General features: G+C 57.2%; 20 protein-coding genes. 10 read left to right on the top strand and 10 right to left on the bottom strand.

Annotation, left to right across the window (positions count from 1 at the left end):
• Window positions 1–32 precede the first annotated feature (32 nt).
• Window positions 33–1,153 (top strand): IS3-like element ISKpn34 family transposase gene (locus O1723_RS14595; RefSeq protein WP_100245182.1). Its coding sequence is split into 2 segments (ribosomal slippage): window positions 33–291 and window positions 291–1,153, totalling 1,122 coding nucleotides; the frame shifts between segments, so codons are not numbered across the junction.
• On the opposite strand, the gene O1723_RS14590 is transcribed toward O1723_RS14595, so the two are convergent.
• Window positions 1,146–1,832 carry a TnsA endonuclease N-terminal domain-containing protein gene (locus tag O1723_RS14590; protein WP_248190763.1) on the bottom strand — a complete coding sequence of 229 codons (687 nt, stop codon included), beginning with the start codon at window positions 1,830–1,832 and terminating at the stop codon, window positions 1,146–1,148. The two genes, O1723_RS14595 and O1723_RS14590, sit on opposite strands and share 8 nt — an antisense overlap.
• A 338-nt stretch (window positions 1,833–2,170) precedes the next feature.
• Between O1723_RS14590 and O1723_RS14585 the strand changes: the two genes are divergently transcribed.
• From O1723_RS14585 to O1723_RS14575, 3 genes are read left to right on the top strand one after another with little or no spacing between them, the layout of a single operon-like run.
• On the top strand, window positions 2,171–3,547 hold the full coding sequence (locus O1723_RS14585; protein ID WP_023336963.1) for a glycoside hydrolase family 1 protein: 1,377 nt from the start codon (window positions 2,171–2,173) through the stop codon (window positions 3,545–3,547).
• A 51-nt stretch (window positions 3,548–3,598) separates the two neighbouring features.
• Window positions 3,599–4,921 carry a PTS sugar transporter subunit IIC gene (locus O1723_RS14580; RefSeq protein WP_014883117.1) on the top strand — a complete coding sequence of 441 codons (1,323 nt, stop codon included), beginning with the start codon at window positions 3,599–3,601 and terminating at the stop codon, window positions 4,919–4,921.
• 15 nt (window positions 4,922–4,936) lie between these two features.
• Window positions 4,937–5,653 (top strand): GntR family transcriptional regulator, encoded by a 717-nt coding sequence (locus O1723_RS14575; RefSeq protein ID WP_014883118.1) that lies wholly within the window; start codon window positions 4,937–4,939, stop codon window positions 5,651–5,653.
• Between the two features lie 41 nt (window positions 5,654–5,694).
• On the opposite strand, the gene ldtB is transcribed toward O1723_RS14575, so the two are convergent.
• Window positions 5,695–6,615, bottom strand: a complete 921-nt coding sequence (gene ldtB / locus O1723_RS14570; RefSeq protein ID WP_014883119.1) for a L,D-transpeptidase — start codon at window positions 6,613–6,615, stop codon at window positions 5,695–5,697.
• A 222-nt stretch (window positions 6,616–6,837) separates the two neighbouring features.
• Between ldtB and O1723_RS14565 the strand changes: the two genes are divergently transcribed.
• Complete coding sequence (locus O1723_RS14565; RefSeq protein WP_014883120.1) at window positions 6,838–8,433, top strand: ABC-F family ATPase; 1,596 nt, start codon at window positions 6,838–6,840, stop codon at window positions 8,431–8,433.
• Window positions 8,434–8,523: 90 nt separating this feature from the next.
• Here the strand turns inward: O1723_RS14565 and O1723_RS14560 are convergent, their stop codons facing one another.
• Both O1723_RS14560 and O1723_RS14555 read right to left on the bottom strand, forming a co-directional pair.
• On the bottom strand, window positions 8,524–10,887 hold the full coding sequence (locus O1723_RS14560; RefSeq protein ID WP_248190764.1) for a glycoside hydrolase family 31 protein: 2,364 nt from the start codon (window positions 10,885–10,887) through the stop codon (window positions 8,524–8,526).
• A gap of 17 nt (window positions 10,888–10,904) precedes the next feature.
• Window positions 10,905–12,206 (bottom strand): MFS transporter, encoded by a 1,302-nt coding sequence (locus O1723_RS14555; protein WP_014883122.1) that lies wholly within the window; start codon window positions 12,204–12,206, stop codon window positions 10,905–10,907.
• Between the two features lie 288 nt (window positions 12,207–12,494).
• Here O1723_RS14555 and O1723_RS14550 point away from each other — a divergent pair, with 288 nt between their 5' ends.
• The gene (locus tag O1723_RS14550) at window positions 12,495–13,568 is read left to right on the top strand and encodes a LacI family DNA-binding transcriptional regulator (protein WP_023336965.1); all 1,074 of its coding nucleotides are present in this window, start codon (window positions 12,495–12,497) and stop codon (window positions 13,566–13,568) included.
• Here O1723_RS14550 and O1723_RS14545 read toward each other — a convergent pair.
• The 4 genes from O1723_RS14545 to O1723_RS14530 all read right to left on the bottom strand — a co-directional run bounded on the left by O1723_RS14545 (window position 13,565) and on the right by O1723_RS14530 (window position 19,290).
• A complete protein-coding gene (locus O1723_RS14545; RefSeq protein ID WP_023336966.1) occupies window positions 13,565–14,821 on the bottom strand; it encodes a DUF1479 domain-containing protein in 1,257 nt (418 codons plus the stop codon). The genes O1723_RS14550 and O1723_RS14545 overlap by 4 nt on opposite strands.
• Before the next feature lie 149 nt (window positions 14,822–14,970).
• Window positions 14,971–15,786, bottom strand: a complete 816-nt coding sequence (locus O1723_RS14540; RefSeq protein WP_023336967.1) for a Cof-type HAD-IIB family hydrolase — start codon at window positions 15,784–15,786, stop codon at window positions 14,971–14,973.
• A gap of 167 nt (window positions 15,787–15,953) precedes the next feature.
• A complete protein-coding gene (locus O1723_RS14535) occupies window positions 15,954–18,386 on the bottom strand; it encodes a formate C-acetyltransferase/glycerol dehydratase family glycyl radical enzyme (RefSeq protein ID WP_023336968.1) in 2,433 nt (810 codons plus the stop codon).
• 4 nt (window positions 18,387–18,390) lie between these two features.
• Entirely contained in the window at window positions 18,391–19,290 is a 900-nt protein-coding gene (locus tag O1723_RS14530; protein WP_248190767.1) for a glycyl-radical enzyme activating protein, read from the bottom strand.
• 127 nt (window positions 19,291–19,417) lie between these two features.
• Between O1723_RS14530 and fsa the strand changes: the two genes are divergently transcribed.
• Window positions 19,418–20,080, top strand: a complete 663-nt coding sequence (gene fsa, locus O1723_RS14525) for a fructose-6-phosphate aldolase (RefSeq protein WP_023336970.1) — start codon at window positions 19,418–19,420, stop codon at window positions 20,078–20,080.
• An 89-nt stretch (window positions 20,081–20,169) separates the two neighbouring features.
• Here the strand turns inward: fsa and moeB are convergent, their stop codons facing one another.
• Window positions 20,170–20,922: a molybdopterin-synthase adenylyltransferase MoeB gene (moeB, locus tag O1723_RS14520; RefSeq protein WP_248190769.1), complete on the bottom strand. Its 753-nt coding sequence runs from the start codon at window positions 20,920–20,922 to the stop codon at window positions 20,170–20,172.
• A 1-nt stretch (window position 20,923) separates the two neighbouring features.
• Window positions 20,924–22,156 carry a molybdopterin molybdotransferase MoeA gene (gene moeA / locus O1723_RS14515; RefSeq protein WP_023336972.1) on the bottom strand — a complete coding sequence of 411 codons (1,233 nt, stop codon included), beginning with the start codon at window positions 22,154–22,156 and terminating at the stop codon, window positions 20,924–20,926.
• Window positions 22,157–22,344: 188 nt separating this feature from the next.
• Between moeA and iaaA the strand changes: the two genes are divergently transcribed.
• From iaaA to gsiB, 3 genes are read left to right on the top strand one after another with little or no spacing between them, the layout of a single operon-like run.
• Entirely contained in the window at window positions 22,345–23,283 is a 939-nt protein-coding gene (gene iaaA / locus O1723_RS14510; RefSeq protein WP_023336973.1) for a beta-aspartyl-peptidase, read from the top strand.
• An 11-nt stretch (window positions 23,284–23,294) separates the two neighbouring features.
• The gene (gsiA, locus tag O1723_RS14505; RefSeq protein WP_023338180.1) at window positions 23,295–25,166 is read left to right on the top strand and encodes a glutathione ABC transporter ATP-binding protein GsiA; all 1,872 of its coding nucleotides are present in this window, start codon (window positions 23,295–23,297) and stop codon (window positions 25,164–25,166) included.
• Between the two features lie 23 nt (window positions 25,167–25,189).
• Complete coding sequence (gene gsiB / locus O1723_RS14500) at window positions 25,190–26,728, top strand: glutathione ABC transporter substrate-binding protein GsiB (protein WP_023336975.1); 1,539 nt, start codon at window positions 25,190–25,192, stop codon at window positions 26,726–26,728.
• The last annotated feature ends 5 nt before the right edge of the window (window positions 26,729–26,733 follow it).

Raw genomic sequence — 26,733 nt, 5'->3', positions numbered from 1 at the left:
AATGTCTTCATAAGCCACATGAGGACATCCCCATGAAGAAGCGTTTTTCCGACGAACAGATCATATGTATTCTCCGCGAGGCCGAAGCCGGCGTTTCTGCCCGTGAGCTCTGCCGTAAGCACGCCATTTCCGACGCCACCTTTTACACATGGCGTAAGAAGTATGGCGGTATGGAGGTGCCTGAGGTTAAGCGCCTGAAGTCGCTTGAGGAAGAGAACGCCAGACTCAAGAAGCTGCTTGCTGAAGCCATGCTGGATAAGGAGGCGCTTCAGGTGGCTCTTGGGCGAAAGTACTGACGACAGACCAGAAGCGGGAAGCCGTGGAAGTCATGTGCGAGGCTAAGGGTCTGTCGCAACGTCGTGCCTGCGGGCTGGCAGGTCTGTCCCTGTCAACCTGCCGATATTCGGCTCAGCGTCCGGCTGCTGACGCGCAGCTGTCTCTACGCATCACAGAGCTGGCACTTGAACGCCGCCGTTTTGGTTACCGGCGTATCTGGCAGCTTCTGCGACGTGAAGGTCTTTGCGTTAACCACAAGCGGGTTTACCGCATCTATCAACTTAATGGCCTGAGTGTAAAACGCAGACGACGTCGTAAAGGGCTGGCAACAGAACGTCTGCCGCTGCTCCGCCCGATGGCGCCCAATCTGACCTGGTCAATGGATTTCGTCATGGACGCACTGGCCACAGGTCGCAGGATCAAGTGCCTGACCTGCGTGGATGATTTCACAAAGGAATGCCTGACGGTCACTGTTGCCTTCGGGATTTCAGGCGTGCAGGTCACGCGTATTCTGGACAGCATTGCGCTGTTTCGCGGCTATCCGGCTACGATAAGAACCGATCAGGGCCCGGAGTTTACCTGCCGCGCACTCGATCAGTGGGCTTTTGAGCATGGTGTGGAGCTGCGACTTATCCAGCCCGGCAAGCCAACGCAGAACGGATTTATTGAGAGTTTTAACGGACGCTTTCGTGATGAATGCCTGAATGAGCACTGGTTCAGCGATATTGTTCACGCCAGGAAGATCATTAATGACTGGCGACTGGATTATAACGAGTGTCGACCACATTCATCACTGAATTACCTGACGCCGGCTGAATTTGCAGCGGGCTGGCGAAACGGGAAATATGAAGAAAAACCAACCGACATTACTAACTGAAGGTTGTATCTAACTCTGGGGGCAGGTCATGACCGGGAGGGAACTCCCTTAATAAGGACACATCAAGATGATAATCGGGCAGTCCGTTCATCCTGAAAGGAGCAGTAAACCAGCTAATATTGCCACTTTTTATTCTGGTAACCTCTGACCCTGTATATATCTGAAAACATACATTAATGCCCTCCCAGAACACTCTCTCAATTTCTTGTTTTTCGGCATCACGTTTGGAAATGATTTCATCAGGTTTCACTGAATAAGACTTATATTTGATGGTTCCGTCCTGGTTTCTGAATGTCAGAACGAAATCTGTTGTCATGACGGCGGGCACTGCTGGCTTATCTGTGTCGCAGACTTTCCTGCGTAATGCCGGATGGGGGACATTGAGAATGTTGGCTATGTTTTGCGTTAGCGTGACGGGGAGAAGCGGAAACTGTTCGCGAATGTCAATTACTGAATCATTGAATTCTGCAAGGTAATAAAACTCGCTTTCAATCCCGGACAGCGTGTTGTGCTGTCTGAACGTTTTCAAACCGCGTATGGCTGAGCGGATACCCGTTGAGTTTGTAAAATCTTGTGGCCGTATCCAGGGCTGATAGTTTTCCCCGGCTCCAAGGCCAATCCCGTCCCTGAGTGCTTTTTCATAGCTCTCAAACGATGTAAACCGTCTTCCTCTAGTCATACCGATCTCGATAAAATCTAAGGCGAATTAGTTACGACTTTCATCTTTTTTAAGTTTAGTTGCATACGCACAGTTTACAAAGTGAACATGGCAAAGAAAGAGATGAAAAATAATTGATGAATCATACTTATAGTAAAAATAATGACATAACTTATTTATGATAAGATTGATTAGTGACATAACTTCTGCATTAGTGACATAACTTTAATATGACACGACACGTAGGCATTATTTCAATCCATCTCACAAAAAACGATCCTCCCCTTTGATCTCCTTTTCATCTTCGCCTATATGACTAGTCATTAAATTTAAAATGACTAGTCATATAGGGAGAGAGCATGAATACATCGCTGCCAGCCAATTTTTTATGGGGCAACTCGGTCTCCAGCATGCAGACGGAAGGGGCATGGAACGAGGGCGGAAAGGGCATGTCGGTCTACGACATTCGTGAAGCCGGAGAAAATATCTCCGACTGGAAAGTGGCGACCGACTCCTACCACCGCTACAGGGAAGATTTCGACCTGATGCAGGATCTGGGCATGAACTGCTACCGCTTTCAGATCTCATGGAGCCGTGTCTGCCCGCAGGGCGATGGCGCGTTCAACGACGAGGGGATCGCCTTTTACGACCGCTTTATTGACGATCTTATCGCGCGCGGCATCGAGCCGATGATCTGCCTCTATCACTTTGATATGCCGTTGGCGCTGGCGCAGGAGTACAACGGATTTAACGACCGCCGCGTGATGGAGGCCTTTATCCGCTACGGCAAGAAGATGATCGACTGCTTTGGCGACCGGGTGAAGTACTGGCTGACCTTCAACGAGCAGAACATTTTCCATATGCCGGAAGCCTTCCGCATTTCCGGTTACCTGAAAGGGGAGCAAACCCTTCGCGAGCTCTATGAGTTACAGCACCATGCGATGGTGGCGCATATGTCGCTGACCGAGTATCTGCACCAGACCAAACCGGGCCAGCTGATGGGCGGCATGCTGGCGCACCAGCTGATTTACCCGGCCACCTGCAAACCGCGCGATATCTTCTGCGCCCAGCAGTACGATGAATTCCTCAACCAGAACCTGCTGCGCGTTTTTGCGGGTCAGGGTTACAGCCCGGCGGTGATGGCGGTGGTGGAGCAGGAAGGCTTTGGCGATATCTACCGCGACGAAGATTTAGCGCTGCTGGCGCGCACCAAAAACGACTTTATGGCCTTCAGCTATTACGCCAGCAAAACGCTGGACAGCGATGCCATCCCGGAAGGCACGCCGGTCAACTATTACCTGCTACACGGTGAGAAAAATAACCCGTACCTGAAAGCCACCGAGTGGAACTGGCAGATCGACCCTATGGGCTTTCGCACCATCATCACCCGCTACGCCAACGACTGGCGGATGCCGGTCTTCCCGATTGAAAACGGTATTGGCGTGATTGAGTCCTGGGACGGCGTCAACCCGATTGAGGACACCTACCGCATCGATTACCACCGGGCGCATATCGACGCAATGAAAGCGGCGATGTTCGAAGATGGCGCAGAGGTCATCGGCTACCTCGGCTGGGGGTTAATCGACATTCTCAGCTCCCAGGGCGACATGCGTAAGCGCTACGGCGTGGTCTACGTCAACCGAGAAAACCACGACCTGAAAGACCTGAAGCGCGTGCCGAAGAAAAGCTACGCCTGGCTGAAACAGGTCATTCATACCAACGGACGCGAGATGTAAGCCGTACGCTGCCGGGCCGTTTTTGTGACTGATTGATGGGAACTATCCGCTATGTCTGAAACAAAAATCACACCGCATATGCAGTCCTTTGTCGATAAATTTGTTGAGTTCTCGGCGCGCCTGGCAAACCAGGTGCACCTGCGCTCCCTGCGCGATGCCTTCGCCACGGTGATGCCGATTTTCATCCTCGCCGGTCTGGCGGTGCTGGTGAACAACGTGGTGTTCCCGTGGATTTTTGACGGCGACACGCTCACGCAGTTTAAGGTCTGGGGGGAGGCGATAATCAACGGCACGCTGAATATCGCCGCGCTGCTGCTGGCCCCGATGATTGCCTGGTCGCTGGCGCGCAATAAAGATTTCGACAATCCGGTCTCGGCAGTGGTTATCGCCGTCAGCAGTTTTATCATCATGATGCCGATGCGCCTGCAGTTGACGCCCGTCGGCAGTGAGACCACGGTGAACGTCACTCAGGTACTGACGTTCGCCAATATCGGCTCTACCGGGATTTTTGCTGGAGTGCTGATCGGGCTACTCTCAACGGAGCTGTTTATTGCCATTTCGCGGCTCAAGGCGCTGCACATTTCGCTGGGGGAAAATGTGCCTCCGGCGGTGAGTAAATCCTTTACCGCGCTGATCCCAACCATTCTGACATTGTCAGTATTTGCCGTGCTGGCAGCACTGCTGGCAAACGTGCTGCACACGGACCTGATCCATCTCATCACGACCTTTATCCAGCAGCCGCTGCGGCTGATCAACACCAGCCTGCCGGGAACGATTTTTATCTACAGCTTCGGTAACTTCCTGTTCACGCTCGGGATTCATCAGTCGGTGGTCAACAGCGTGGTACTGGAACCGTTCCTGCTGATCAACACCAACGAGAACATGCTGGCCTTTGCCAATGGCCAGCCCATCCCGCATATCATCAACAACATCTTCGTGCCGACGTTTGGCATGGTGGGCGGGACGGGCAGCACCATTTCGCTGCTGATCGCCATCTTTATCTTCTCCCGGCAGAAGTCGGCGAAGCAGGTGGCGCGCCTGTCGCTGGCGCCCGGTTTATTCAACATCAACGAGCCGGTGATTTTTGGCCTGCCGATTGTCTTTAACCTGCCGCTGATGATCCCGTTTGTGCTGTTGCCCGCGATTGGCATTTACGTTGCCTGGCTCTGCACTACGCTGGGGTTAATGTCGCGCTGCGTGGTGATGATCCCGTGGACCACGCCGCCGATTCTGAGCGCCTGGCTGGCCACGGCAGGGGACTGGCGGGCGGTGGTGGTGCAGTTGGCAATCATTGTTTTTGGTGTATTCTTCTACCTGCCTTTCCTCAAGATTGCCGAGCGAGTGGCGTTGAAAAACAGCGGGATAGAAAACTAACTGAAAGGAAGGACGATGGCGGCGAAGTACATCACCATAGCGCGGGAAATTAAAAAACGCATTATCAGCCAGCAGTACGCCGCCAATGAACCACTTCCGGACCAGTTTGCGCTGGCGGCGGAGTTCAGCACCAGCCGGATGACCATCCAGCAGGCGATGCGCCAGCTGATTGTCGAAGGTCTGGTTTATACCCGTCAGGGGCAGGGCACCTTTATCCGCAAAAACTTCCTTCAGCTTTCCCAGTGGGATCTCTCCGGCAGCGACTATTTTGGTGCCACCAAAACCTGGGAACATCTGGGTACGGTCACGAGCCAGGTGGTGCATTTTGAACTGCGCTTCCCGAACGAGAAAGAGCAGGCGTCGCTGATGATTAATGCCGATGCGCCGGTCTATGATTTTATTCGCCTGCGTTTATTAAACGGTGAACCGATGTCGCTGGATTCAACGGTAATGCCGATGACCCTGGTGCCCGGCCTGACGAAAAGCCATCTTGACGGTTCGGTGTTTCAGTATGTTCAGGAGACGCTGGGGCTGAAAATTATGGGGTCATACAGGGTGGTGCGGGCGCTAAAACCCAATGCGCTGGACAGGCAACATCTGGTCTGCGAGGAAACCGATCCGGTGCTGGAGGTGGAGCAGGTCATTTATCTGGAAGATGGCACGCCGCTGGAATATGCCCACTGCCACTATCGGTACGACCACGGCGGGATAGTTATCGTGAATAACGGGTAAAAAAAAGCGGGCATCGAAGCCCGCTTTTTTAATGCTCGTTATTAGTTCAAACGCACCGGCATACCGGAGCGGTTCTGCACGGCCTGGTCAACGATGGTCGTTTCCACGTCAGGCTGAGAGGTCACCGCCTGCACCGCGCTGTTCAGCGTAACAGGGACGACTTCGTTGTTGTTGATCTGGTCTTCGCTGGTAGACAGCGGGTTGTGCACTTCAATGTAACGGCTACCGTCTGGCTCAGTGGTGGCTTTTACCGGTTCGTTAATGAACTGCACGCGCGTACCGACCGGCACGTTTTCGAACAGGAACTTGATGTCGTCGTTACGCAGACGCACGCAGCCGTGGCTTACGCGCAGGCCGATACCGAAGTTGGCGTTGGTGCCGTGAATGGCGTACAGACGGCCAATGTACAGCGCGTACAGACCCATCGGGTTATCCGGGCCGGCTGGCACAACGGCTGGCAGCGGTTCGCCGGCAGCGATGTATTCTGCGTGCATTTTGGCGGTAGGGGTCCAGGTTGGGCCCGCTTTCTTACGCTCAACTTTGGTGGTCCAGTTCATTGGGGTATCTTTACCCAGCTGGCCGATACCGATTGGCAGCACGATAACGGTGTTGGTGCCTTTCGGGTAGTAATACAGACGCATTTCGGCGCTGTTAATGACGATACCTTCATGAACGGTGTCCGGCAGGATCAGCTGCTGAGGAATATTCAGTACGGTACCCGCTTTTGGCAGATACGGGTCAACGCCCGGGTTTGCTTCCAGCATGTTGGACAGGCCCAGCTGGTACTGTGCGGCGAAATACTCCAGCGGCTGAGAGTTACCTTCTGGTACCGTCACCACCTGGTTTTCGCCCACCAGACGGCTTCCGTCTGTCGGCAGGGGATACGTCACCGCAGACGCGGTCTTACAAAAACCTACTACGGCTAACGCCGCCGCAAAAAGCGTTGTTAATTTCATGTTCATGTTGTGCGAGGTATCTAAGCCATTCAGGCGATGAGTTGATAAGTCTGAATCTATGATGGGAGCGCATTATATGTGCATTCCCGCTCGCAGGGAATTCAGATGTGTACGAAATCACATTTTTTTCGATTTTGTTAAAGTTTAGTGGATTGTCGCAACACGGGATCTCAATTCGGAATTGTGGCATAATGCCGTGTTTATCACACTTTTCGCAGGAATCTCCCCGTGTTAGTTACCAGCAACGTCACTATGCAGTTTGGCAGTAAGCCGCTGTTCGAAAACATTTCCGTCAAATTTGGCGGCGGCAACCGTTACGGCCTGATTGGTGCCAACGGTAGCGGAAAATCCACCTTTATGAAGATCCTCGGCGGCGACCTGGAGCCGACGCTTGGCAACGTGTCGCTCGATCCGAACGAGCGCATCGGTAAGCTGCGTCAGGATCAGTTCGCCTTCGAAGAGTTCACCGTGCTGGACACCGTGATCATGGGGCACGCGGAGCTGTGGGAAGTGAAGCAGGAGCGCGATCGCATTTACGCCCTGGCTGAAATGAGCGAAGAGGACGGCTACAAAGTGGCCGAACTGGAAACGCATTACGGCGAGATGGATGGCTATTCAGCTGAAGCGCGTGCGGGCGAGCTACTGCTGGGTGTGGGCATTCCTGTTGAACAGCATTACGGCCCGATGAGTGAAGTCGCGCCAGGCTGGAAGCTGCGTGTCCTGCTGGCGCAGGCGCTGTTCTCTAACCCGGACATCCTGCTTCTCGACGAACCAACGAACAACCTGGACATCGACACCATCCGCTGGCTGGAGCAGACGCTGAACGACCGCGACAGCACCATGATCATCATTTCGCACGACCGTCACTTCCTGAACATGGTCTGTACGCACATGGCGGATCTGGACTACGGCGAGCTGCGCGTGTACCCGGGCAACTACGACGAATACATGACGGCTGCGACCCAGGCGCGTGAACGCCTGCTGGCCGACAACGCCAAGAAGAAAGCGCAGATTGCGGACCTGCAATCCTTCGTCAGCCGCTTCAGCGCGAACGCCTCTAAGTCTCGTCAGGCGACGTCCCGCGCCCGTCAGATCGACAAAATCAAGCTGGAAGAAGTCAAAGCTTCCAGCCGTCAGAACCCGTTCATCCGCTTCGAGCAGGACAAGAAACTGTTCCGTAACGCGCTGGAAGTGGAAGCCCTTACCAAAGGCTTCGATGAAGGTCCGCTGTTTAAAAACTTCAACCTGCTGCTGGAAGTGGGCGAGAAGATTGCCATTCTGGGTGCCAACGGCGTGGGTAAATCCACCATGCTGAAAACCCTGGTTGGTGAACTGCAGCCGGACAACGGCACCGTGAAGTGGTCAGAAAATGCGCAGATTGGTTACTACGCGCAGGACCATGAATATGAGTTCGAAAACGACCTGACCGTGTTTGACTGGATGAGCCAGTGGAAGCAGGAAGGCGACGACGAGCAGGCGGTGCGTAGCATTCTGGGTCGTCTGCTGTTCAGTCAGGACGACATCAAAAAGCCGGCGAAAGTGCTGTCCGGTGGTGAAAAGGGTCGCATGCTGTTCGGCAAGCTGATGATGGAAAAACCCAATATCCTGGTAATGGACGAACCGACTAACCACCTGGATATGGAATCTATCGAATCGCTGAACATGGCGCTGGAGATGTATCAGGGCACGCTGATCTTCGTTTCTCACGACCGTGAATTCGTCAGCTCGCTGGCGACCCGCGTGATCGAAATTACGCCAGAGCGCGTGGTGGACTTCACCGGTAACTACGAAGATTACCTGCGCAGCAAAGGTATCGAGAGTTAAAAAAAGCCGGGTGGCGGCTTCGCCTTACCCGGCCTACGTTCCATTCCCTCTCCCTGTGGGAGAGGGTCAGGGTGAGGGCATCAGGCCGCACTACACCACCCAATCACACCTTTCTTCACCATTCACCAGCAGCTTACGTTTTTCCCCCGCCGGTAACGACACCTTCAGCGCGTTCCACGCCGGACGATAATCACCGCGTGCACTGATGTTCAGGTTGACGGTTGCCCCGTCGCACACCATTTCCCATGCCACCCACAGCGCATTGCCGTTCTGGTAGCCCCAGGACTCGCCGTCATCTTCAAACAGCAGGCCGGACGTGGTGCCGACGCCTTTCACCGGGAACAGCTTCAGCTCGCGGGTATCGTCTTTTTCGGCGCTCACGTGACGGATGCGCTCGCTGAGCGGCAGACCGGCACCGGCGCGCACCAGCAGCGGCAGTTTCTCCAGCGGCGCGTCGAGGACGATCGCTTGTCCGCCAGCGAACCATTCGTGAGTGTAGAAATCGTACCAGCCGGTTTCGTTATCCGGCAGCCAGACGTGGCGTTTACGCTGCCCGGCCTCGACGACGCTGGCGACAAGGAGGTCGCGGCCCAGCAGGAAGTCATCGCACTCTTCGAAGGTCCGCGCGTCGTGCTCGTGGTCGAGGAAGGTCGCGCGCAGCATCGGTTCGTCGTCGGCGTGCGCCTGCCAGAGCAGGGTGTAGAGATAGGGCAGCAGACGGTAGCGCAGCTCAATCGCACCGCGAATAGCGGGGGTCACGCCCGGGTACATCCACGGCTCGTTGACCGTGTGGTCATCGTTCCACGAGTGAATGGTAAAGCGCGGATGCATCACGCCGTTTTGCACCCAGCGCACGAACAGCTCGGCGTCTGGCTTGTCGCCGGAGAAACCGCCGACGTCGTGGCCGACGTTGAACAGCCCGGAGAGGCTCATGCCCAGCCCCATGCGGATGTTATAGCGCAGGGTATCCCAGTGAGTGCGGTTATCGCCGCTCCAGGTCTGGACGTAGCGCTGCATCCCGGCGCAGCCGGAGCGGGAAATGAGATACGGACGTTTTTCCGGCGCGAAACGCTGCTGCGCTTCCAGCGAGGCGCGCATCATCAGCAGCGGCATCACCGGGCGAATGTGTTTGATGGCAATCTCTTTGCCGAAGCCAAAACAGCGTGCTTCCCCGTCCCATACTTCGTATTCGTTGTTATCGTTCCAGGTCGAGTCGATCCCCATCTCCAGCAGCTGCGTGGTCACGCCGTTCTGCCACCACTGCACCGTTTGCGGGTTGGTGAAATCGAGATGTGATCCTTCGTCATCCCAGAAGCTGGAACGTTCAGGTGCATCAGTTTCTGAGTCGGGAATGAACAGGCCACGTTCCGCCACTTCGTTATAGCGGGGATGATCCTGCAGCAGACAAGGCTTGATGTTGGCTGCCAGCTTTAACCCGGCATCGTGGAACGCCTGGCTCATCACCTTCGGCTGCGGCACTTTGTCATGGTTCCAGTTAAAGACGTAGCGCTTGCCGTTAATGGAGGTATAGCCTGAGGAGAGCTGGAACGAGTCGCATGGAATCGCGTGTTCTTCACACAGGCGGATAAAGTTCATCAGCTGGTTTTGCGCGTCCGGCGCGTCGGTATAGTGCATGGTCGAGCCGCTGTAGCCCAGGCTCCATTTCGGTCCGAACAGCGTTTTCCCGGTCAGACGCACGAAGGCTTTGGTGACGTCCAGTACGCGCTTGCCGGTAAAGATGTAGTAATCGATATCGCCCGCTTCTGCCTGCCAGCGCCGATAGGCGGTGTGGTAGTTGTCGATCTCGTTGCCCAGATCCAGCCAGCAGCTGCTCAGGTTATCGTAGAACAGGCCGTAGCTCACGTCGTCGCGACGGGTAAGGGTGAATGGAATGTGCTTGTACAGCGGGTCGGTGCTGGCGGCGTTGTAGCCCATCGCATCCAGGTTGCGCATCTCGTAGCGTTTACCGTTGCGCTGTAGATCGCCCGCTTTCTCGCCCAGCCCGTAGAAACGTTCGTCCTTGCGACGGCTCAGATAGTGCGCCACGCCGTCACCGTGGGCGTTCAGCAGGTACGCACTGGTCGGACGGTCATTGACCAGCGGCTGCCACTCGCCCGCGTCATTGCGGTAGTGCCACTCCAGCCACAGGGGCTGGTGGACGGTCACCCGAAGCTGCTCCGTCGCCACCGTCACGGTATTTTCCTGCCGCGTCAGCGTCCAGGCCGGGCAGGTAAAGCCACTGACATCGTCACGACGGCGACCTTCCCACGGCACGTCTTGCGCCGGGGCGATGCTCCAGGTGCGGTCCAGCGCCAGTTCACCTTTGCGTTTGATCAGCACGCGGAACAGGTTCTCTTCCAGCACATACAGGCACAGGCGGTGCTGGTTATCCACCAGCAGTTCCAGATGGTTTGCCGACTGCGTATCAACGGTCCAGTTTTTCAGGGTTTTCATATGCAATACATCCACTATCAGGCGCGCTTGGCGCGACGTTCAGCAATAAATGCTACCAGGAAGACAGCGCCAATCAGGTCAAAGAAGCCCATGGCAATAAAGAGCGGGTTAAAGCCGATTTTGTCGGCGGTCACACCGATTAACAGCGAGAACAGGAAGCTGGCGATCCACGCCGCCGAGCCGCGCATGCCGTTGACGGTCGCCATCTGGCCCTTATCAAACGACTCCACGACCAGGGCGCTGAGCATGCAGGAGATAATCTGGTGCCCAAAGCCGCCGATGGAGATCAGCACGATGGTGATATACGGGTCGCGGGTAATGGCGACAATGCCCAGAGAAATCATCAGAAACGCGCCGGTGACGGAGCTGGCGACGACGGAGTTAACGCGGGAGCAGCCGAACAGGCGGGTGTACAATCGCGTCAGGTAGCCACTTGCCACGCTGCCGAGGTCAGCAGCGAGGAATGGCAGCCAGGCGAACATCGCAATCTGCTTCAGGTCCATGCCGTGTTCTTTGGCGAGATACAGCGGCACCCAGAAGCTCAACACCGCCCAGGCCGGTTCCGCCATAAAGGCCGGGATGGCGATACCGTAGAAACGTTTGTTTTTCGAGACGGTTTTCAGCGCGGTCAGGAACGGCAGTTTGACCGCAGGCGGTTCGTTATCCTGCTTGATAAATGCCAGCTCATCCTTGCTCAGGTTCGGGTGCTGCTCCGGGTTGTGGTAGAACGCCCACCAGAGGATCACCCACAGCAGCGCCAGCACGCCGGTAAACATAAACGCACCCTGCCAGCCAAACGACGCGTGAGCAAAGTAGATAATAGGCGGGGCCAGCATCGCACCGATGGAGAAGCCCACGCCCGCCCAACCGGCGGCAACAGGACGTTCCGATTTCGGGAACCATTCACCGATGGTTTTGGCGTTCGCCGGGGTTGCGGCGGCCTCAGAGGCCCCCATAAAGAAGCGCAGGATAGCCAGGTGCAGCCAGCTTCCGGCCCCCGCGTGGAAGATACACATCAGCGCCCAGATCCCGGCGCAGACCATAAAGCCAATCTTCAGGCCGATGACGTCAATCAGCCAGCCGCACAGGGGCTGGAAAATGGTGTAGGCGATCTGGAATGCGCCGACGATCCAGGAGTATTGCTCGGTGGTGATCCCGAGGCTCTCTTTCAGTTCCGGCGCGAGGATCCCCAATGAGTTTCGGGTGATGTAGTTAACGGTGACGCCCAGTAAAAACAGCACCAGCACGTACCAGCGCAGGTTCTTGATGACGCGACGGGTTTTGCTTGTCGCAACGGTGTTATTGATGTCCTGACTCATTTTACTCTCCACAAGACGGACGCTAAGGGGACGGAGGTTCAGGTGTCACACAGATTGTTATGCCTTTGATTTCTATCCGTTTAGAATGCTTAAGTTGCTATACAACTAGTATGGAAGTTGTGTGACAAGTTCACCTTAAGGGAGAAAATGAGTGGGCAATAGTGGATTTTGTGCAAAGTTTCTCATAACGGGCGCAAACCCTCTGGCATGATGGTCGTTATGCCCGTTATTACCTGACAGATACGCTATGAAAATTTTTTCATTTCGCAAATGGAGCCAGATCACAAAATGGACAAAAGGCTAAAAATCACCGAAATCGCGGCCCGTACGCAGCTCTCTATCAGTACCGTTTCCCGCGTGCTGGCGGGCAAAGCGAACACCAGCGAAAAAGCGCGTGCAAAGGTGCTGGCGTGCGCACGGGAGCTGGGGGTGATGGATGGCATGGCGGCGGGGCGTCTGCTGCTTAACAGCCTGGTGGTTTTTGCTCCCCAGCGAGCCTTTGACGAGCGGTCCGACATCTTTTACTACCGCGTGATCCAGAGCGTCAGCAAAGGGCTGGCTTCGCACGAGGTTCGGCTACGCTACTGTGCGCTGGAGGAGAACGACAGCGACGCACAGCTTTTTCTGGCACGCATGAACGAGCCGGATACCCAGGCAGCCATTCTGCTCGGTATTGACGATCCGCATATCCACGATCTGGCGGTGGACGTGGGAAAACCCTGCATGCTAATTAACTGCCGTGACCGCCACATGCGTCTGCCTGCCGTAGCGCCGGACCATCGCGCCATTGGCGAGCGGGCGGCGGAATACCTGTTCGAAATGGGACACCGCGACGTGATGAACGTGCTGTGCCTGCGCCGTTACACCATGGAGCTGCGCCTGGCAGGGATCCGCGACGCGTGGCACGCCCATAACCTGACGTTCAGCGACAAGGGCGATCTGCTGGTGGTGCCGAGCTTTAGCGCGCGCGAAACGGAACAGCTGGTTAGCGAGTGGCTTAACCAGCAGAAGGGAAAAGATCTGCCCACCGCGTTTTTGGTCGGCGGCGACTTTATGGCGGCGGGCACCATCAGCGCTTTGCAGAAACAGGGATTGCGGGTACCGCAGGACGTTTCCGTCATGAGCATCGACGGCTTTAATCTGGCGGCGATTCAGGATGTGCCCCTGACGGCAGTGCATGTCCCGCGTGATGAACTGGGAACGGAAGCGGTACATATGCTCCAGCAGCGGCTGATGCGCCCTGACGCGCCGGTGGGAACCTTGCTGCTGAACGGCACGCTGACCGTGCGGGAATCAGTACGGCGGATACGTCAGGGGAAACGACGCACCGCCGTTGAGCGGGAAGGGCTGTACGACAGTTAAACCATACCCAGCGCGCGCTTGCCGTGGATGTTGAGATCGTTCACGGTAAAGCGGTCCAGCCAGCTTTTTTCATAATCTTCACGCGGGAAATCTCCCGGTGACGCACCGGTTTCCAGCGCTTCCTTCACCTTTTTCGCGTAGGCGAGGTTCTTCTCGCACATCGGCGCGGCAGGGATGTACATCACGTTGCCCCAGCCCTGCTGATTTTCCACCGGAGCGACGGAGTGGATCACATCGCAGTGCCACCACACGGAATCCCCTGCGTCCAGCGCCGGTATGCTGGTTAATGCTTCGATGAGCAGCGGGTGCCATTTTTCCGAAATCGGCAGCACGCGGCCCGGCGCGACGCCGCAGAGTTCGTCTTCCGGCACGTCGTCCAGCAGCGGACGCAGCAGAATGTACGCCATCGCTTCCGGGATGGGCACCACGTGCAGCAGTCCCTGGCCGGGGATCATGTCCGACAGCGCCGTCCAGCCCTGGAAAGTACGGAACACCGAACACTTGGTGGTGTTATCCACGGTGTACTCTTCCACTTCGGTGCGGTGCGCGGCGTTCCACGGATCGTACTTATCAATATTGCCGTCAAACACGCGGGCAAACACCTGCTGATAGGCAGGCAGCAGCCAGCGCTCCAGCGCGCCGGAATCGGTGTGCGCGCCCAGCCCTTTAGAGGTGGTGCCCGGTGGGCGGCGGCGAATACGATCCGGATAAATCACGCTGACATCCGGGTCGAACCACTGCTTGCCGTTGCTCTCGAATGTCCATAAACGGTTCAGGAACGACTGCACCTGCGCCATCTCTTCGCTCTGACGCGCCTGCATTTGCGCCTGCGACCAGTAGATCGGGTAAATCTCCGGACGAGAGGCGGTTAAGGTGCCGAAGAAGTTATCGCCCGGCCCTTTATACACCTCGTCAAACTTATTGAGATCGAGATAGTCGAGCATCGACTGATCCCACGCCAGCGCCTGTTCGCGCGGAAAATGACCTTTGATCACCGCGCAGCCCCGACGCTTAACCGCCTCGCGCTGTTCAGCGGTGATTGTGCCGTTTTTCACATCCGCGAACGGGATCGTCGGCCAGACGGGTTGGCCTTTATTCTTGAGGGCGTTGATCTCTGCCACGCGGGTGGCAATGTTGTCGCTGAGCTTGTCGAACACCGCCTGAACATCACCGATCTGGGTGCGTAGCTCGCGCTTCATCTGACGAATTGCCGCTTTGTGGTCCGCTGGCAAAGTTTCACTGGTAAAGGTCATAACTGCCTCGCATCTTTCATTCGAAAGTAAAAATATCTACAAGTGATACTTTAAGTTAAAAATAAGTTAATGCAAGTTTAAAAACTTGACGCAAGCCACAGGTCGGAAAAAGAGTGATAGGCCGGAGCGGGGCTCCGGCGGGAGAGAGATTAGGCGTCGAACGGGGAATGGTTATCGAGCACGGCCTGAATGACGTTCAGCGCGCCCTGGTGGTTGTTGTCGTCGGTGCTGTAGCGGGCGATCTGTTTGATGCTTTCTGCCGCGTTGTTCATCGCAAATGAGTATTTCACCAGCTTCAGCATCTCCGCGTCATTGCCGCTGTCGCCAATGGCCACGCACTGCTGTGGGGAGAGCTCCCAGCGCTTCAGCAGGCGGCTGATGCCGTTGGCTTTATGCAGGCCAGGAATGATCAAGTCCACAAACCCAAAGCCGCTGGTGACCGGTTTCATAATGCCGTCGAGAGAAACATGCAGCGCGTCGATCAGGTTCGGGATATCGCTGTCGGGCAGGTTCAGTGAGAACTTGAACAGCACATCGTCAATCTCGTGATAATCGCTGACGCGCGTTAAGCGATGGTAGTGCTTAGACATCAGCGCCACAAATTCGTCCGGGGCTTTATCGCTGACGTAAGCGCTCTGCAGCCCGCAGGCCACGAAGTTCAGCGCGTTATCTTTCAGCAGTTCGCCAATGACGATCTGCGACTCATGGCGAGTCAGTTCGCCGTGGAAAACGTGTTCCCCGTGATCGAACACCAGCGCGCCGTTTTCCGCCACGAAGGAGATTCGATCTTTTAGCTCAGGGAAGAAGGAGATGAGCTGATAATACTGATTGCCGCTGGCGACAACGAATTCAATACCGCGGGCGTTAAGCTGCTCAAACTGTGCCTGGAAGCGGTCACGATCGTACTGCTTGGCATCATCAAGGAAAGTTCCGTCCATATCGGTGACGATAACTTTTACGGTCATACTGTGCTCCTGGGTCACTGCGTTTTGAAACATTCTAATAACAAGGTGACGGGGAGCACAAATTTAATTTCGAATGAAAGTCAGAAAGCCGGGTGGCGGCTTCGCCTTACCCGGCCTGCGGGGGAGACAATGTAGGCCCGGTAAGCGCAGCGCCACCGGGCGTTTTTTTACAGCGTATGCTCGGTACGCGCAATAATATCGTCCTGTGCATCCGGCGACAGGGCGGTGAAGAACGCCGAGTAGCCCGCTACGCGTACCACTAAATCGCGGTACTGGTCAGGGTGTTTCTTCGCTTCCAGCAGCGTTTCGCGCGAGACGATGTTGTACTGAATATGCCAGCCTTTATGCACCTCGAAGAAAGTGCGCAGCAGCACCATCAGCTTCTGGCGATCGCTGTCGTTTTCCAGCGTCGACGGGTTCAGCTTCTGGTTCAGCAGCACGCCGCCCAGAATCGCCTCGGTAGGGAGTTTACCCACGGAGCCGATGACCGCCGTCGGGCCGAGGTGGTCGGTACCGGACGCCGGGCTTGCCCCTTCCGCCAGCGGGGTATGCGCCTTACGTCCGTCCGGAGTCGCCATCGTTGCCGCGCCAAACGGCACGTTTGCGGAAATGGAGGAGGTGCCCGCGTAGTAGTTACCGCCAATCGGACCACGACCATAGCGCGGGTTGTGGTACTGCTTCAGCTCTTCAATGTAGGTCTGGTAAGCACGCGTCAGCAGCATATCCACGCTGTCGTTGTCGTTACCGTACTTCGGCGCGCCGTTGATCAGACGCTGACGCAGCTGCTCGTGGGTCAACCCGTCGAAATCATCCGCCAGCGCGGCCGCCAGCTGCTGTTGACCGATGACGCCCTGTTCAAACACCAGCTTCTTCACCGCCGCCAGACTGTTGCCGAGGTTGGCGATACCCACCTGCAGGCCGGAAACCCAGTCATACTTCGCGCCGCCCTGCTTGATGCTTTTCGCGCGTTCGATGCAGTCGTCCACCAGCGCCGAGCAGAGAATATCGTGCACGTTCTCTTCCAGCATGGTGTCCACCACGTACTCAATTTCGATGGATTTGCGGGTGTAGTAGCGAATCTGCGTATCCCACGCCGCCATCACCTCCTCGAAGTTATCGAAGTTACCGGCAGAGAGCGCTTTTTCCTGCGGCAAGAATACCTTACCGCTGGTGGCGTCGCGGCCGCCTTCCAGCGCGGCGAGCATCACGCGGGCAAAGTTGATAAAGCTCATGCCGGTGCAGCGATAGCCCCACTTGCCGCCCACGGCGGTTTCGATACAGCCGATGGCCGCGTAGTCATAGGCGTCATCACGTTCAACGCCGAGCTTGATAAATTCCGGGATAACGATTTCATCGTTGTTGAACGCCGGCATCCCGAAGCCGCAGCGGATCACCTGTACGCAGGCGTCAAGGAAGTCGTTGCTCATGCCTGCGTGGTAACGCACGCTCAGGTTCGGCTGAGTGGAGCGCAGGCGACCGCAGGATTCCAGAATCGCGTAGGAGAGCGGGTTGACCGCGTCCATTGGCTCACCGTTGACCAGCTTCTGGCCGCCGATGGTGACGTTCTGGTACAGCGGGCTACCGGCAGAGGCCTTAGAGTGCGAGCCGGAGCGGATCTTGTTCACTTCCAGCAGCTTCAGCCAGCAGCTGTGCAGCAGCTCAATCGCGTGTTCGCGGTCGAGACTCTGGTTCAGCTCCACGTCGCGGCGGTAGAACGGATAGAGATACTGGTCCATACGGGCGAACGACACGGAGTGACCGTTAGACTCAATCTGCAGGATCAGCTGAATGAAATAGCACAGCTGCAGCGCCTGCCAGAAGGTTTTTGGCGGCTCGTGGGCAATCACGTCGCAGTTTTCCGCCATCGCCAGCAGCTCGTCGCGGCGGCTTTCGCGGGTTTCCGTGGCCGCCATTTCGCGTGCCAGAGCGGCAAAACGTTTGATGTGCAGGCTCACCGCGTCCAGCACGATATCGATCGCTTTCAGGAACTGGTCGCCGTGCAGATCGTCCAGCACCGTCAGGTTGATACGCGAGCGGCGCTCGGCGACTTTAGCGCGCAGGCCGTCGAGACCTTTCTCCAGCACCAGCGGGAAGTTCACCGCCAGGTGCGCGTCGCCGGAGGTCATGTTGCCTTCGGCTTTGATAATACCGGTTTCCAGCAGGCCTTTTTGCTCGTCGGTGAACATGCCGTAGCAGCGATCCTGCACCGTCTGGCCGCGCCACCACGGGCAGATCGCATGCAGGACGCGCTTGTTCTCTTCGCTCACCGCAAAGCCCGCGCCCGGACGGTCCGCCAGATCGTCGATCTCTTTTTCAATCCAGGAGACGGTGTATTCCGGGAAGATGGGTGCGGCGCGAACTTCGCTTGCCTGGTTACCGATAATCAGCTCGTCGTGTTTGATCCAGATGGTACGCTCAGCCAGATGATGCGCCAGCGCCAGGGCGCGACGCACCGGGATCGGCTTGTCCATGTGCTGCTGGTACATTTCGGTGTAATGCTGCGCGCGCTCGGTACAGACCGGCGGCTTAACGATATGGACCAGCGCGGTTTTGTGCGCCTTGATGCGCTCGCTGAGGGTGTTGAGATTTAACGTCGTCATAGGTTTATCCTCGTAAGGTCGCGGTTAACCCTTTCTGGCAGGCGTACTGCTGCGCGAAGTCCAGCAGGGCAGGGTTATCCAGCGGTTTGTCAGGGGCAGAGTAGGGTTGGCCAAGCAGGGTGTATTTGTTCATGCCCAGCGTGTGATACGGCAGAAAATGAATATCATCGACGCCAAGTTCATCGGCGGCGAAGTTGGTAATGGCGGTCACGGACGCTTCATCGGCATTGAAGCCCTGAATCAGCGGTACGCGAATGGTGATTTTTTTCCCGGCAGCGGCAAGGCGCTTCAGGTTATCGAGGATCCGTTTGGCCGAGCCGTCCGTCCACTGTTTGAACACCTCAGGATCGACGTGTTTCAGGTCGGCGAGGAACAGATCGACGTACGGTAATGAAGGCTCGATATAGTGCCACGGCACGTGAAGACAGGTTTCAACGGCGGTGTGGATCCCCTGTTCGTGGCTGGCTTTAAACAGCGCGTGCGCCAGCTCCGGTTTCATAAACGGCTCGCCGCCGGAAAGCGTAATACCGCCGCCGCTGCGGTCGTAAAAGGGCTTATCGCGCAGCACGGTCGCCATGATCTCGCCCACCTGCTGTTCTTCACCGCATACGGTCAGCGCCTGCGTCGGGCAGCAGTCGGTAAGGGCGTTGAGCGTCTCTTCACACATTTTTTCACGGTGGATGACGAGACCATTCAGCGCGCGTTCGATACAGCCCGGCGCCGCCTGCTGACACAGGTCGCAGCCGTCAAGGCACAGGCGCGCATCAAACAGCACGTCCCGGCTACGGGAACGGCATTCCGGGTTCTGGCACCAGCGACAGCCCAGCGAGCAGCCTTTCAGGAACACCACGGTACGAATACCGGGGCCATCGTGGGTGGAGTAACGCTGAATATTGAAGATCATGTTTTTACCCTCAAGTTGCATATGAAGATTAAATGACTTTCGAATGAAAGTTATCTTGATGCAGGTCAACTCCTGAGCAGGTTTTCCTGTGATAGGTTAAGCGCAGGCTAATTTTGAGGGTGACATCATGGAACTTTATCTCGACACATCAGACGTTGCGGCAGTCAAAAAGCTGGCGCGTATCTTCCCGCTGGCGGGCGTGACCACCAACCCAAGCATTGTGGCGGCAGGTAAAACGCCGCTGGATGAGCTTCTGCCCGCGCTGCACGACGCGATGGGCGGTAAAGGCCGTCTGTTCGCGCAGGTGATGGCGACGACCGCTGAAGGTATGGTGGAAGACGCGCGTAAGCTGCGCGCGATGATTAACGACCTGGTGGTGAAAGTGCCGGTAACTGCCGAAGGGCTGGCAGCCATCAAGATGCTGAAAGCGGAAGGCATTCCGACGCTGGGTACGGCGGTGTACGGCGCGGCCCAGGGTATGCTCTCTGCGCTGGCAGGAGCAGAGTATGTCGCGCCATACGTGAACCGCGTGGACGCGCAGGGCGGGGACGGTATCCAGACCGTGGTTGAGCTGCAACAGCTGCTGACGCTGCACGCCCCGCAATCAAAAGTGCTGGCCGCGAGCTTTAAAACCCCACGTCAGGCGCTGGACTGCCTGCTGGCAGGATGCGAGTCCATCACGCTGCCGCTGGACGTGGCGCAGCAGTTTATTACCTCTCCTGCGGTAGACGCAGCGATTGTGAAGTTTGAGCAGGACTGGCAGGGGGCGTTTGGTCGGACGTCGATCTGACGGGTGCGGCCTGATGCCCTCACCCCAACCCTCTCCCACAGGGAGAGGGAGCAAACACTTAAACGGCAACCTGAAGGTTGCCGTTTGCTTTAACCTCCACAAACCTCACACCCCGGATTACGCATCAGCTTCATCTCGCGGAACTGGCAGGTCATCGCGTCATATATCACGATTTTTCCTGCGGCAGGCGTACCGTAATGTGCCAGCACTTTAATCGCTTCCATCGCCTGCAGCGACCCAATCACGCCGACGAGCGGCGCCATCACGCCCGCCTCAACGCATGTTAGCGCATTCTCACCAAACAGACGGCTCAGGCAGCGGTAGCAGGGGGCCCCCTCCGCATAGGTGAAGACGCTGATCTGCCCCTCCATGCGGATCGCCGCACCGGAGACCAGCGGGGTTTTGTGGGCAAAACAGCCTGCATTAAGCTGGTTACGAACGGCGACGTTATCGGTGCAGTCGAGCACCAGATCGTGCTGCGCAATCTGCGCAAATAACGCCTCGTCATCCAGCATCGCGTCAAGCAGGGTGAACTGAACGTTGGGGTTGATGCGCGCCAGCGTAGCCCGGGCGGATTCCACTTTTGGCTCGCCAATGGTCGCGTCGCTGTGCAGCGTCTGGCGCTGGAGATTAGACACCGATACGGTATCAAAATCCAGCAGCGTCATCCTGCCCACGCCCGCCGCGGCCAGGTATTGCGCGGCGGCGCAGCCGAGCCCGCCGAGGCCAACAACCAGCACGCTGGCCGCCTTGAGTGCTTCCTGTCCCTCGAAATCAAATCCACGCAGGACAATCTGGCGGTTGTAGCGCATCATCTCCTGGTCGCTCAGTTCCAACGTCATGTCAGCCTCCGAACAGGTGGTTGAAGCGCTCTACCTCAACCCATTCACCCGCTTCCACGTTGCCGCGCTCGCGCTCCAGCACGATAAAGCAGTTGCCCAGGCTGAAGGAGCTGAAAATGTGCGAACCCTGGTGCCCGGTCGTGCTGACTTCCAGCTCACCGTGCGCGTTATGCGCCAGAATGCCGCGCTGGAAATCAAGCCGACCCGGCGATTTTTTCAGGCGCGTCGCGGCGCGCACGCGCAGGCGTTCCGGCAGCGGGCTGGCGGTGTTGCCGGAAAGCTTCGCCAGCAGCGGGATCACCAGCTGGTAAAAGGTGAGTGCCGCTGAGACCGGGTTACCCGGCAGACCGCAGAACCAGCTGTGCGGAAGCTTGCCAAACGCGAACGGTTTGCCCGGTTTGATTGCCAGCTTCCAGAAGGCGATTTCGCCCAGCTCTTCAAGAAGGGTTTTGGTGTAATCCGCTTCTCCCACGGAGACGCCGCCGGAGCTGATGACCACATCGGCGGATTTATCCGCCTCAATAAATGCCGCGCGCAGTTTTTCCGGATCGTCAGGAATGATGCCGAGATTAATCACTTCGCAGCCCAGCTGCTCCAGCATCAGTTGGACTGCCAGCCGGTTGGTGTCGTAAATCTGACCGTCCTGCAGCGGCTGGCCCGGAAGCTGCAGCTCGTCACCGGTGGAGAACACCGCGACGCGCACTTTCCGGATAACGTCAATGTCCGCGATGCCGAGCGAGGCCAGCACCGGCAGCTCCGCCACCGTCAGCTTCTGCCCGGCGGCAAAGACCGTTGCGCCAAGGGTAATGTCCTCGCCGGTACGGCGGATGTTCTGGCCCGCTTTGACGCTGGCGGTAAAACGCACACCGTCGTCCGTCTGTTCAGTTTCTTCCTGCATCACCACGGCATCGCAGCCTGGCGGAACCGGCGCGCCGGTCATGATGCGCACGCAGGTGCCCACAGGCCATTCACCGCTAAACGGCTGACCGGCAAAGGCTTTACCCGCCACCGGCAGGGCGTTGCCCGTCTGGAGGTCCGCCAGGCGTACCGCATAACCGTCCATCGCGGAATTATCGAACCCCGGCACGTTAAGCGGAGAGACGATATCGCGCGCGGCGATTCGGCCAAAACAGCGCACGAGGGGCAGCGTTTCGACGTCTTGCAGCGGCGAAAGTCGGTCAAGCATCTGCGTGAGTGCCGTCTCAAGCGGCATCAGTCCGGCGGTAAAATCCATGGTGGGCTCCTGAGGAGTAACAACGAAAGCGTCCATTATGGCAGAAAAGTGCGGCTAACTGTATGACCCGATGGGTGTACGCTTTACATCACAGTTGCGTCTTTCTATATTCAAAAATCATCTGAAGTTTCATCGACGATAATGATATTTATAGAAAAAGCCGCGAATCAGGCTAACGGGTGATGTGAATGGTTAATGCGGTAATCGCAATTCATGGTGGCGCAGGGGCAATCACCCGTGCACAGCTCAGTCCTGAGCAGGAAAAGCGTTATATTGACGCGCTGTACGCCATTGTTGAAACAGGTCAAAAAATGCTGGAAGCGGGCGAGAGCGCGCTTGATGTGGTCACCGAGGCGGTGCGTCTGCTGGAGGAGTGTCCGCTCTTTAATGCAGGCATCGGTTCAGTCTTTACCCGGGATGAAACCCACGAGCTTGATGCTTGCGTGATGGACGGCGTCACCCTTAAGGCAGGCGCCGTGGCGGGAGTGAGTCGTCTGCGCAATCCGGTGCTGGCAGCGCGTCTGGTAATGGAAGAGAGCCCACACGTGCTGCTGACGGGCTCCGGGGCGGAGGCGTTTGCCTTCGGTCATGGAATGGAACCGGTCTCTCCCGATCTGTTTTCCACGGACGCGCGTTTTCAACAGCTGCTGGAAGCCCGTTCGGCGGGCATGACGCAGCTTGACCATACTGCGCCGCTGGATGAAACCACCAAAATGGGCACGGTTGGCGCGGTGGCGCTTGATAAAGCCGGTAACCTCGCGGCGGCGACCTCCACGGGCGGCATGACCAACAAGCTGCCCGGACGCGTCGGCGACAGCCCGTTGCCGGGCGCTGGCTGCTATGCCAACAACGCCACGGCCGCCGTCTCCTGTACGGGCACCGGCGAAGTCTTTATTCGCGCACTCGCGGCCTACGACATCACCGCTCTGATGGACTACGGCGGTTTAAGCCTGAGCGAGGCCTGCGAGCGTGTGGTAATGGAAAAATTGCCTGCTCTGGGCGGCGTTGGCGGCCTAATTGCCGTGGACCGTGAGGGCAATGTGGCCCTGCCGTTTAACAGCGAAGGGATGTATCGCGCCTGGGGTTACGCCGGTGATGAACCGAGCACGGGCATCTATCGTGAATAAGGGGGCCGCGCGTGCCGCACAGTGAAGAGCTGGACAACGGCGAAGTACTGGCTGTCCATCAGCTGAATATTGCGTTTCAGGAAGAGCGGCAGTTCATCCCCGCAGTAGAAAATTTATCGTTCTCGCTCAGACGCGGCGAGACGCTGGCGATTGTTGGCGAATCCGGTTCCGGTAAATCGGTCACCGCGCTGGCGCTGATGCGTCTGCTGGAACAGACGGGCGGGCAAATCAGCAGCGAGAAGATGCTCCTGCGCCGCCGTAATCGTCAGGTCATTGATTTAAACGAGCTGAGCGGCGCGCAGATGCAGGGCGTGCGCGGGGCAGATATTGCGATGATCTTTCAGGAGCCGATGACTTCGCTTAACCCGGTTTTCCCGGTAGGGGAACAGATTGCCGAGTCCATCCGGCTGCACCAGGGGCTAAGCGGCGATGAGGCGCTCAACGAAGCCAGAAGGATGCTGGAGCTGGTGCGCATTCCCGAGGCGCAGGCCATTCTGGGACGTTACCCGCATCAGCTTTCCGGCGGTATGCGCCAGCGGGTGATGATTGCCATGGCGCTCTCCTGCCGTCCGGCGGTACTGATTGCGGATGAACCGACAACGGCGCTGGACGTGACGATTCAGGCGCAGATCCTGCAGCTTATCAAAGTGCTGCAGCAAGAGATGGAGATGGGGGTAATATTTATCACCCACGATATGGGCGTGGTGGCTGACATCGCCGACCGGGTGCTGGTGATGCACAAGGGCAATGCGGTGGAAACCGGCACGGTCGAACAGATTTTTCATGCCCCTGTGCATCCTTATACTAAAGCGCTGCTGGCGGCGGTGCCGCGTCTTGGCGCGATGAACGGCAGCGACCTGCCGCGTCGTTTTCCGCTGATTTCCCTTGAAGCGACAGGGCAGCAGGAGGATGAACGCGAGCAGGATACCGTGGTGCCGGGCAAACCCATTCTTGAAGTGCGCGACCTGGTGACCCGTTTTCCGCTGCGCAGCGGGATTTTCAATCGCCTGAAGCGCGAAGTCCACGCGGTCGAAAACGTCAGTTTCGATTTATGGCCGGGCGAAACGCTGGCGCTGGTGGGGGAGTCCGGCTGCGGGAAATCCACCACCGGACGCGCACTGCTTCGGCTGGTGGAGACGCAGGAGGGGACAATCACCTTTAACGGCGAACGAATCGACACCCTGCCAGACAACAAATTACAGGCGGTACGCCGGGATATTCAGTTTATTTTCCAGGATCCGTATGCCTCCCTCGACCCGCGCCATACGGTGGGATACTCCATTATGGAGCCGCTGCGGGTGCATAATCTGCTCGACGGCGAAGCAGCGCAGCGTCGCGTGGCCTGGCTGCTGGAGCGCGTCGGCCTCAAGCCGGAACATGCCTGGCGTTATCCGCACGAGTTTTCCGGCGGGCAGCGGCAGCGTATCTGCATTGCCCGTGCGCTGGCGCTTAACCCGAAAGTGGTGATTGCGGATGAATCCGTTTCGGCGCTGGATGTCTCAATTCGGGCGCAAATCATCAACTTATTGCTCGATTTACAGCGGGATATGGGCATCGCTTTCCTGTTTATCTCGCACGATATGGCAGTGGTCGAGCGCATCAGCCATCGCGTGGCGGTGATGTTCATGGGGCAAATCGTGGAGATAGGTCCGCGAAGGGCTGTGTTTGAGAACCCGCAACATCCTTATACTCGCAAGCTTATCGCGGCGGTACCGGTTGCTGACCCCGCGCATCGTCACGGCCAGCGCGTGCTGCTGCAGGATGAAATGCCGAGCAATATTCGCAAACGCGGCGAGGCCGTGGAGCGCGTGACGCTGCGCGAAGTCGGGCCGGGACATTTCGTCGCTCCCCCGCGTCAGGATAATGCGTTTTCGCGGTTATAACTTACAACAGGCAGGAGAACACAATGGTTACTTTTGTAGCGCGTAGATGGTTGTTAGCCGCGAGCGTGACGGCAGCCCTGGCCGCTGCCCCCGCGTTCGCCGCCAAGGACGTGGTGGTTGCCGTCGGCTCCAACTTCACCACGCTGGATCCGTATGACGCCAACGACACGCTCTCCCAGGCGGTGGCGAAATCGTTCTATCAGGGGCTGTTTGGTCTCGACAGAGAGATGAAGCTGAAAAATGTGCTGGCGGAGGGGTACACCGTATCCGACGACGGGCTGGTCTATACCATCAAGCTCCGTTCCGGCGTGAAGTTCCAGGACGGTACCGATTTCAATGCGGAGGCGGTAAAGGTCAACCTCGACCGTGCCAGCAATCCTGAAAACAGCCTCAAGCGCTATAACCTGTATAAAAATATCGCCAGCACCGAGGTAGTTGACCCGGCAACGGTAAAAATCACTCTGAAAGAGCCATTCTCCGCGTTTATCAATATTCTGGCGCATCCGGCGACGGCGATGATCTCGCCCGCCGCGCTGAAAAAGTACGGTAAAGAGATCGGCTTCCACCCGGTGGGAACCGGTCCGTACGAGCTGCTCACCTGGAACCAGACCGATTTTGTGAAGGTGAAGAAATTCCCAGGGTACTGGCAGAAAGGGCTGCCGAAGCTGGACACCATCACCTGGCGTCCGGTGGTGGATAACAATACCCGCGCAGCAATGCTGCAAACGGGTGAGGCGCAGTTTGCTTTCCCCATCCCGTATGAGCAGGCCGCCATTCTGCAGAAAAACAGCAAGCTGGAGCTGGTGGCCAGTCCGTCGATCATGCAGCGCTATATCAGCATGAACGTAACGCAGAAGCCGTTTGATAACCCAAAGGTACGTGAAGCCATCAACTATGCGATTAACCGTCAGGCGCTGGTGAAGGTCGCTTTTGCGGGCTATGCCACCCCGGCGACCGGCGTGCTGCCTCCGGCCATTGCCTATGCGCAAAGCTATCAGCCGTGGCCGTACGATCCGGCTAAAGCGCGCGAGCTGCTCAAAGAGGCGGGCTTCCCGAACGGTTTCAGCACCACGCTGTGGTCGTCGCATAATCACAGTACCGCCCAGAAGGTGCTGCAGTTCACCCAGCAGCAGCTGGCGCAGGTGGGCATCAAGGTGCAGGTCACCGCGATGGATGCCGGTCAGCGGGCCGCCGAGGTCGAGGGGAAAGGGCAGAAAGAGAGCGGCGTGCGGATGTTCTATACCGGTTGGTCGGCGTCGACCGGTGAAGCCGACTGGGCGCTTGCACCGCTGTTTGCTTCGCAAAACTGGCCGCCAAACCTGTTTAACACCGCGTTTTACAGCAATCCGCAGGTGGACAACGATCTGGCCGATGCCCTGAAAACCACTAAACCGGAAGAGAAAGCGCGCCTCTACAAAGACGCCCAGGACCTTATCTGGAAAGAGTCGCCGTGGGTACCGCTGGTGGTGGAGAAACTGGTTTCAGCCCATAACAGAGCGCTGACCGGATTCTACATCATGCCGGATACGGGCTTTAGCTTTGACGATGCGGATTTAAAATAACACTC

Source organism: Enterobacter cloacae complex sp. HYC080_NIDB, assembly GCF_056673325.1.
This window is presented reverse-complemented; position numbering and strand designations above follow the sequence as displayed.

Bases quoted from the DNA above. Each gene is read 5' to 3' on its own strand.
- O1723_RS14590 (WP_248190763.1), bottom strand. From the start codon at position 1,832: ATGACTAGAGGAAGACGGTTTACATCGTTTGAGAGCTATGAAAAAGCA.
- O1723_RS14585 (WP_023336963.1), top strand. From the start codon at position 2,171: ATGAATACATCGCTGCCAGCCAATTTTTTATGGGGCAACTCGGTCTCC.
- O1723_RS14580 (WP_014883117.1), top strand. From the start codon at position 3,599: ATGTCTGAAACAAAAATCACACCGCATATGCAGTCCTTTGTCGATAAA.
- O1723_RS14575 (WP_014883118.1), top strand. From the start codon at position 4,937: ATGGCGGCGAAGTACATCACCATAGCGCGGGAAATTAAAAAACGCATT.
- ldtB (WP_014883119.1), bottom strand. From the start codon at position 6,615: ATGAACATGAAATTAACAACGCTTTTTGCGGCGGCGTTAGCCGTAGTA.
- O1723_RS14560 (WP_248190764.1), bottom strand. From the start codon at position 10,887: ATGAAAACCCTGAAAAACTGGACCGTTGATACGCAGTCGGCAAACCAT.
- O1723_RS14555 (WP_014883122.1), bottom strand. From the start codon at position 12,206: ATGAGTCAGGACATCAATAACACCGTTGCGACAAGCAAAACCCGTCGC.
- O1723_RS14550 (WP_023336965.1), top strand. From the start codon at position 12,495: ATGGACAAAAGGCTAAAAATCACCGAAATCGCGGCCCGTACGCAGCTC.
- O1723_RS14545 (WP_023336966.1), bottom strand. From the start codon at position 14,821: ATGACCTTTACCAGTGAAACTTTGCCAGCGGACCACAAAGCGGCAATT.
- O1723_RS14540 (WP_023336967.1), bottom strand. From the start codon at position 15,786: ATGACCGTAAAAGTTATCGTCACCGATATGGACGGAACTTTCCTTGAT.
- O1723_RS14535 (WP_023336968.1), bottom strand. From the start codon at position 18,386: ATGACGACGTTAAATCTCAACACCCTCAGCGAGCGCATCAAGGCGCAC.
- O1723_RS14530 (WP_248190767.1), bottom strand. From the start codon at position 19,290: ATGATCTTCAATATTCAGCGTTACTCCACCCACGATGGCCCCGGTATT.
- fsa (WP_023336970.1), top strand. From the start codon at position 19,418: ATGGAACTTTATCTCGACACATCAGACGTTGCGGCAGTCAAAAAGCTG.
- moeB (WP_248190769.1), bottom strand. From the start codon at position 20,922: ATGACGTTGGAACTGAGCGACCAGGAGATGATGCGCTACAACCGCCAG.
- moeA (WP_023336972.1), bottom strand. From the start codon at position 22,156: ATGGATTTTACCGCCGGACTGATGCCGCTTGAGACGGCACTCACGCAG.
- iaaA (WP_023336973.1), top strand. From the start codon at position 22,345: ATGGTTAATGCGGTAATCGCAATTCATGGTGGCGCAGGGGCAATCACC.
- gsiB (WP_023336975.1), top strand. From the start codon at position 25,190: ATGGTTACTTTTGTAGCGCGTAGATGGTTGTTAGCCGCGAGCGTGACG.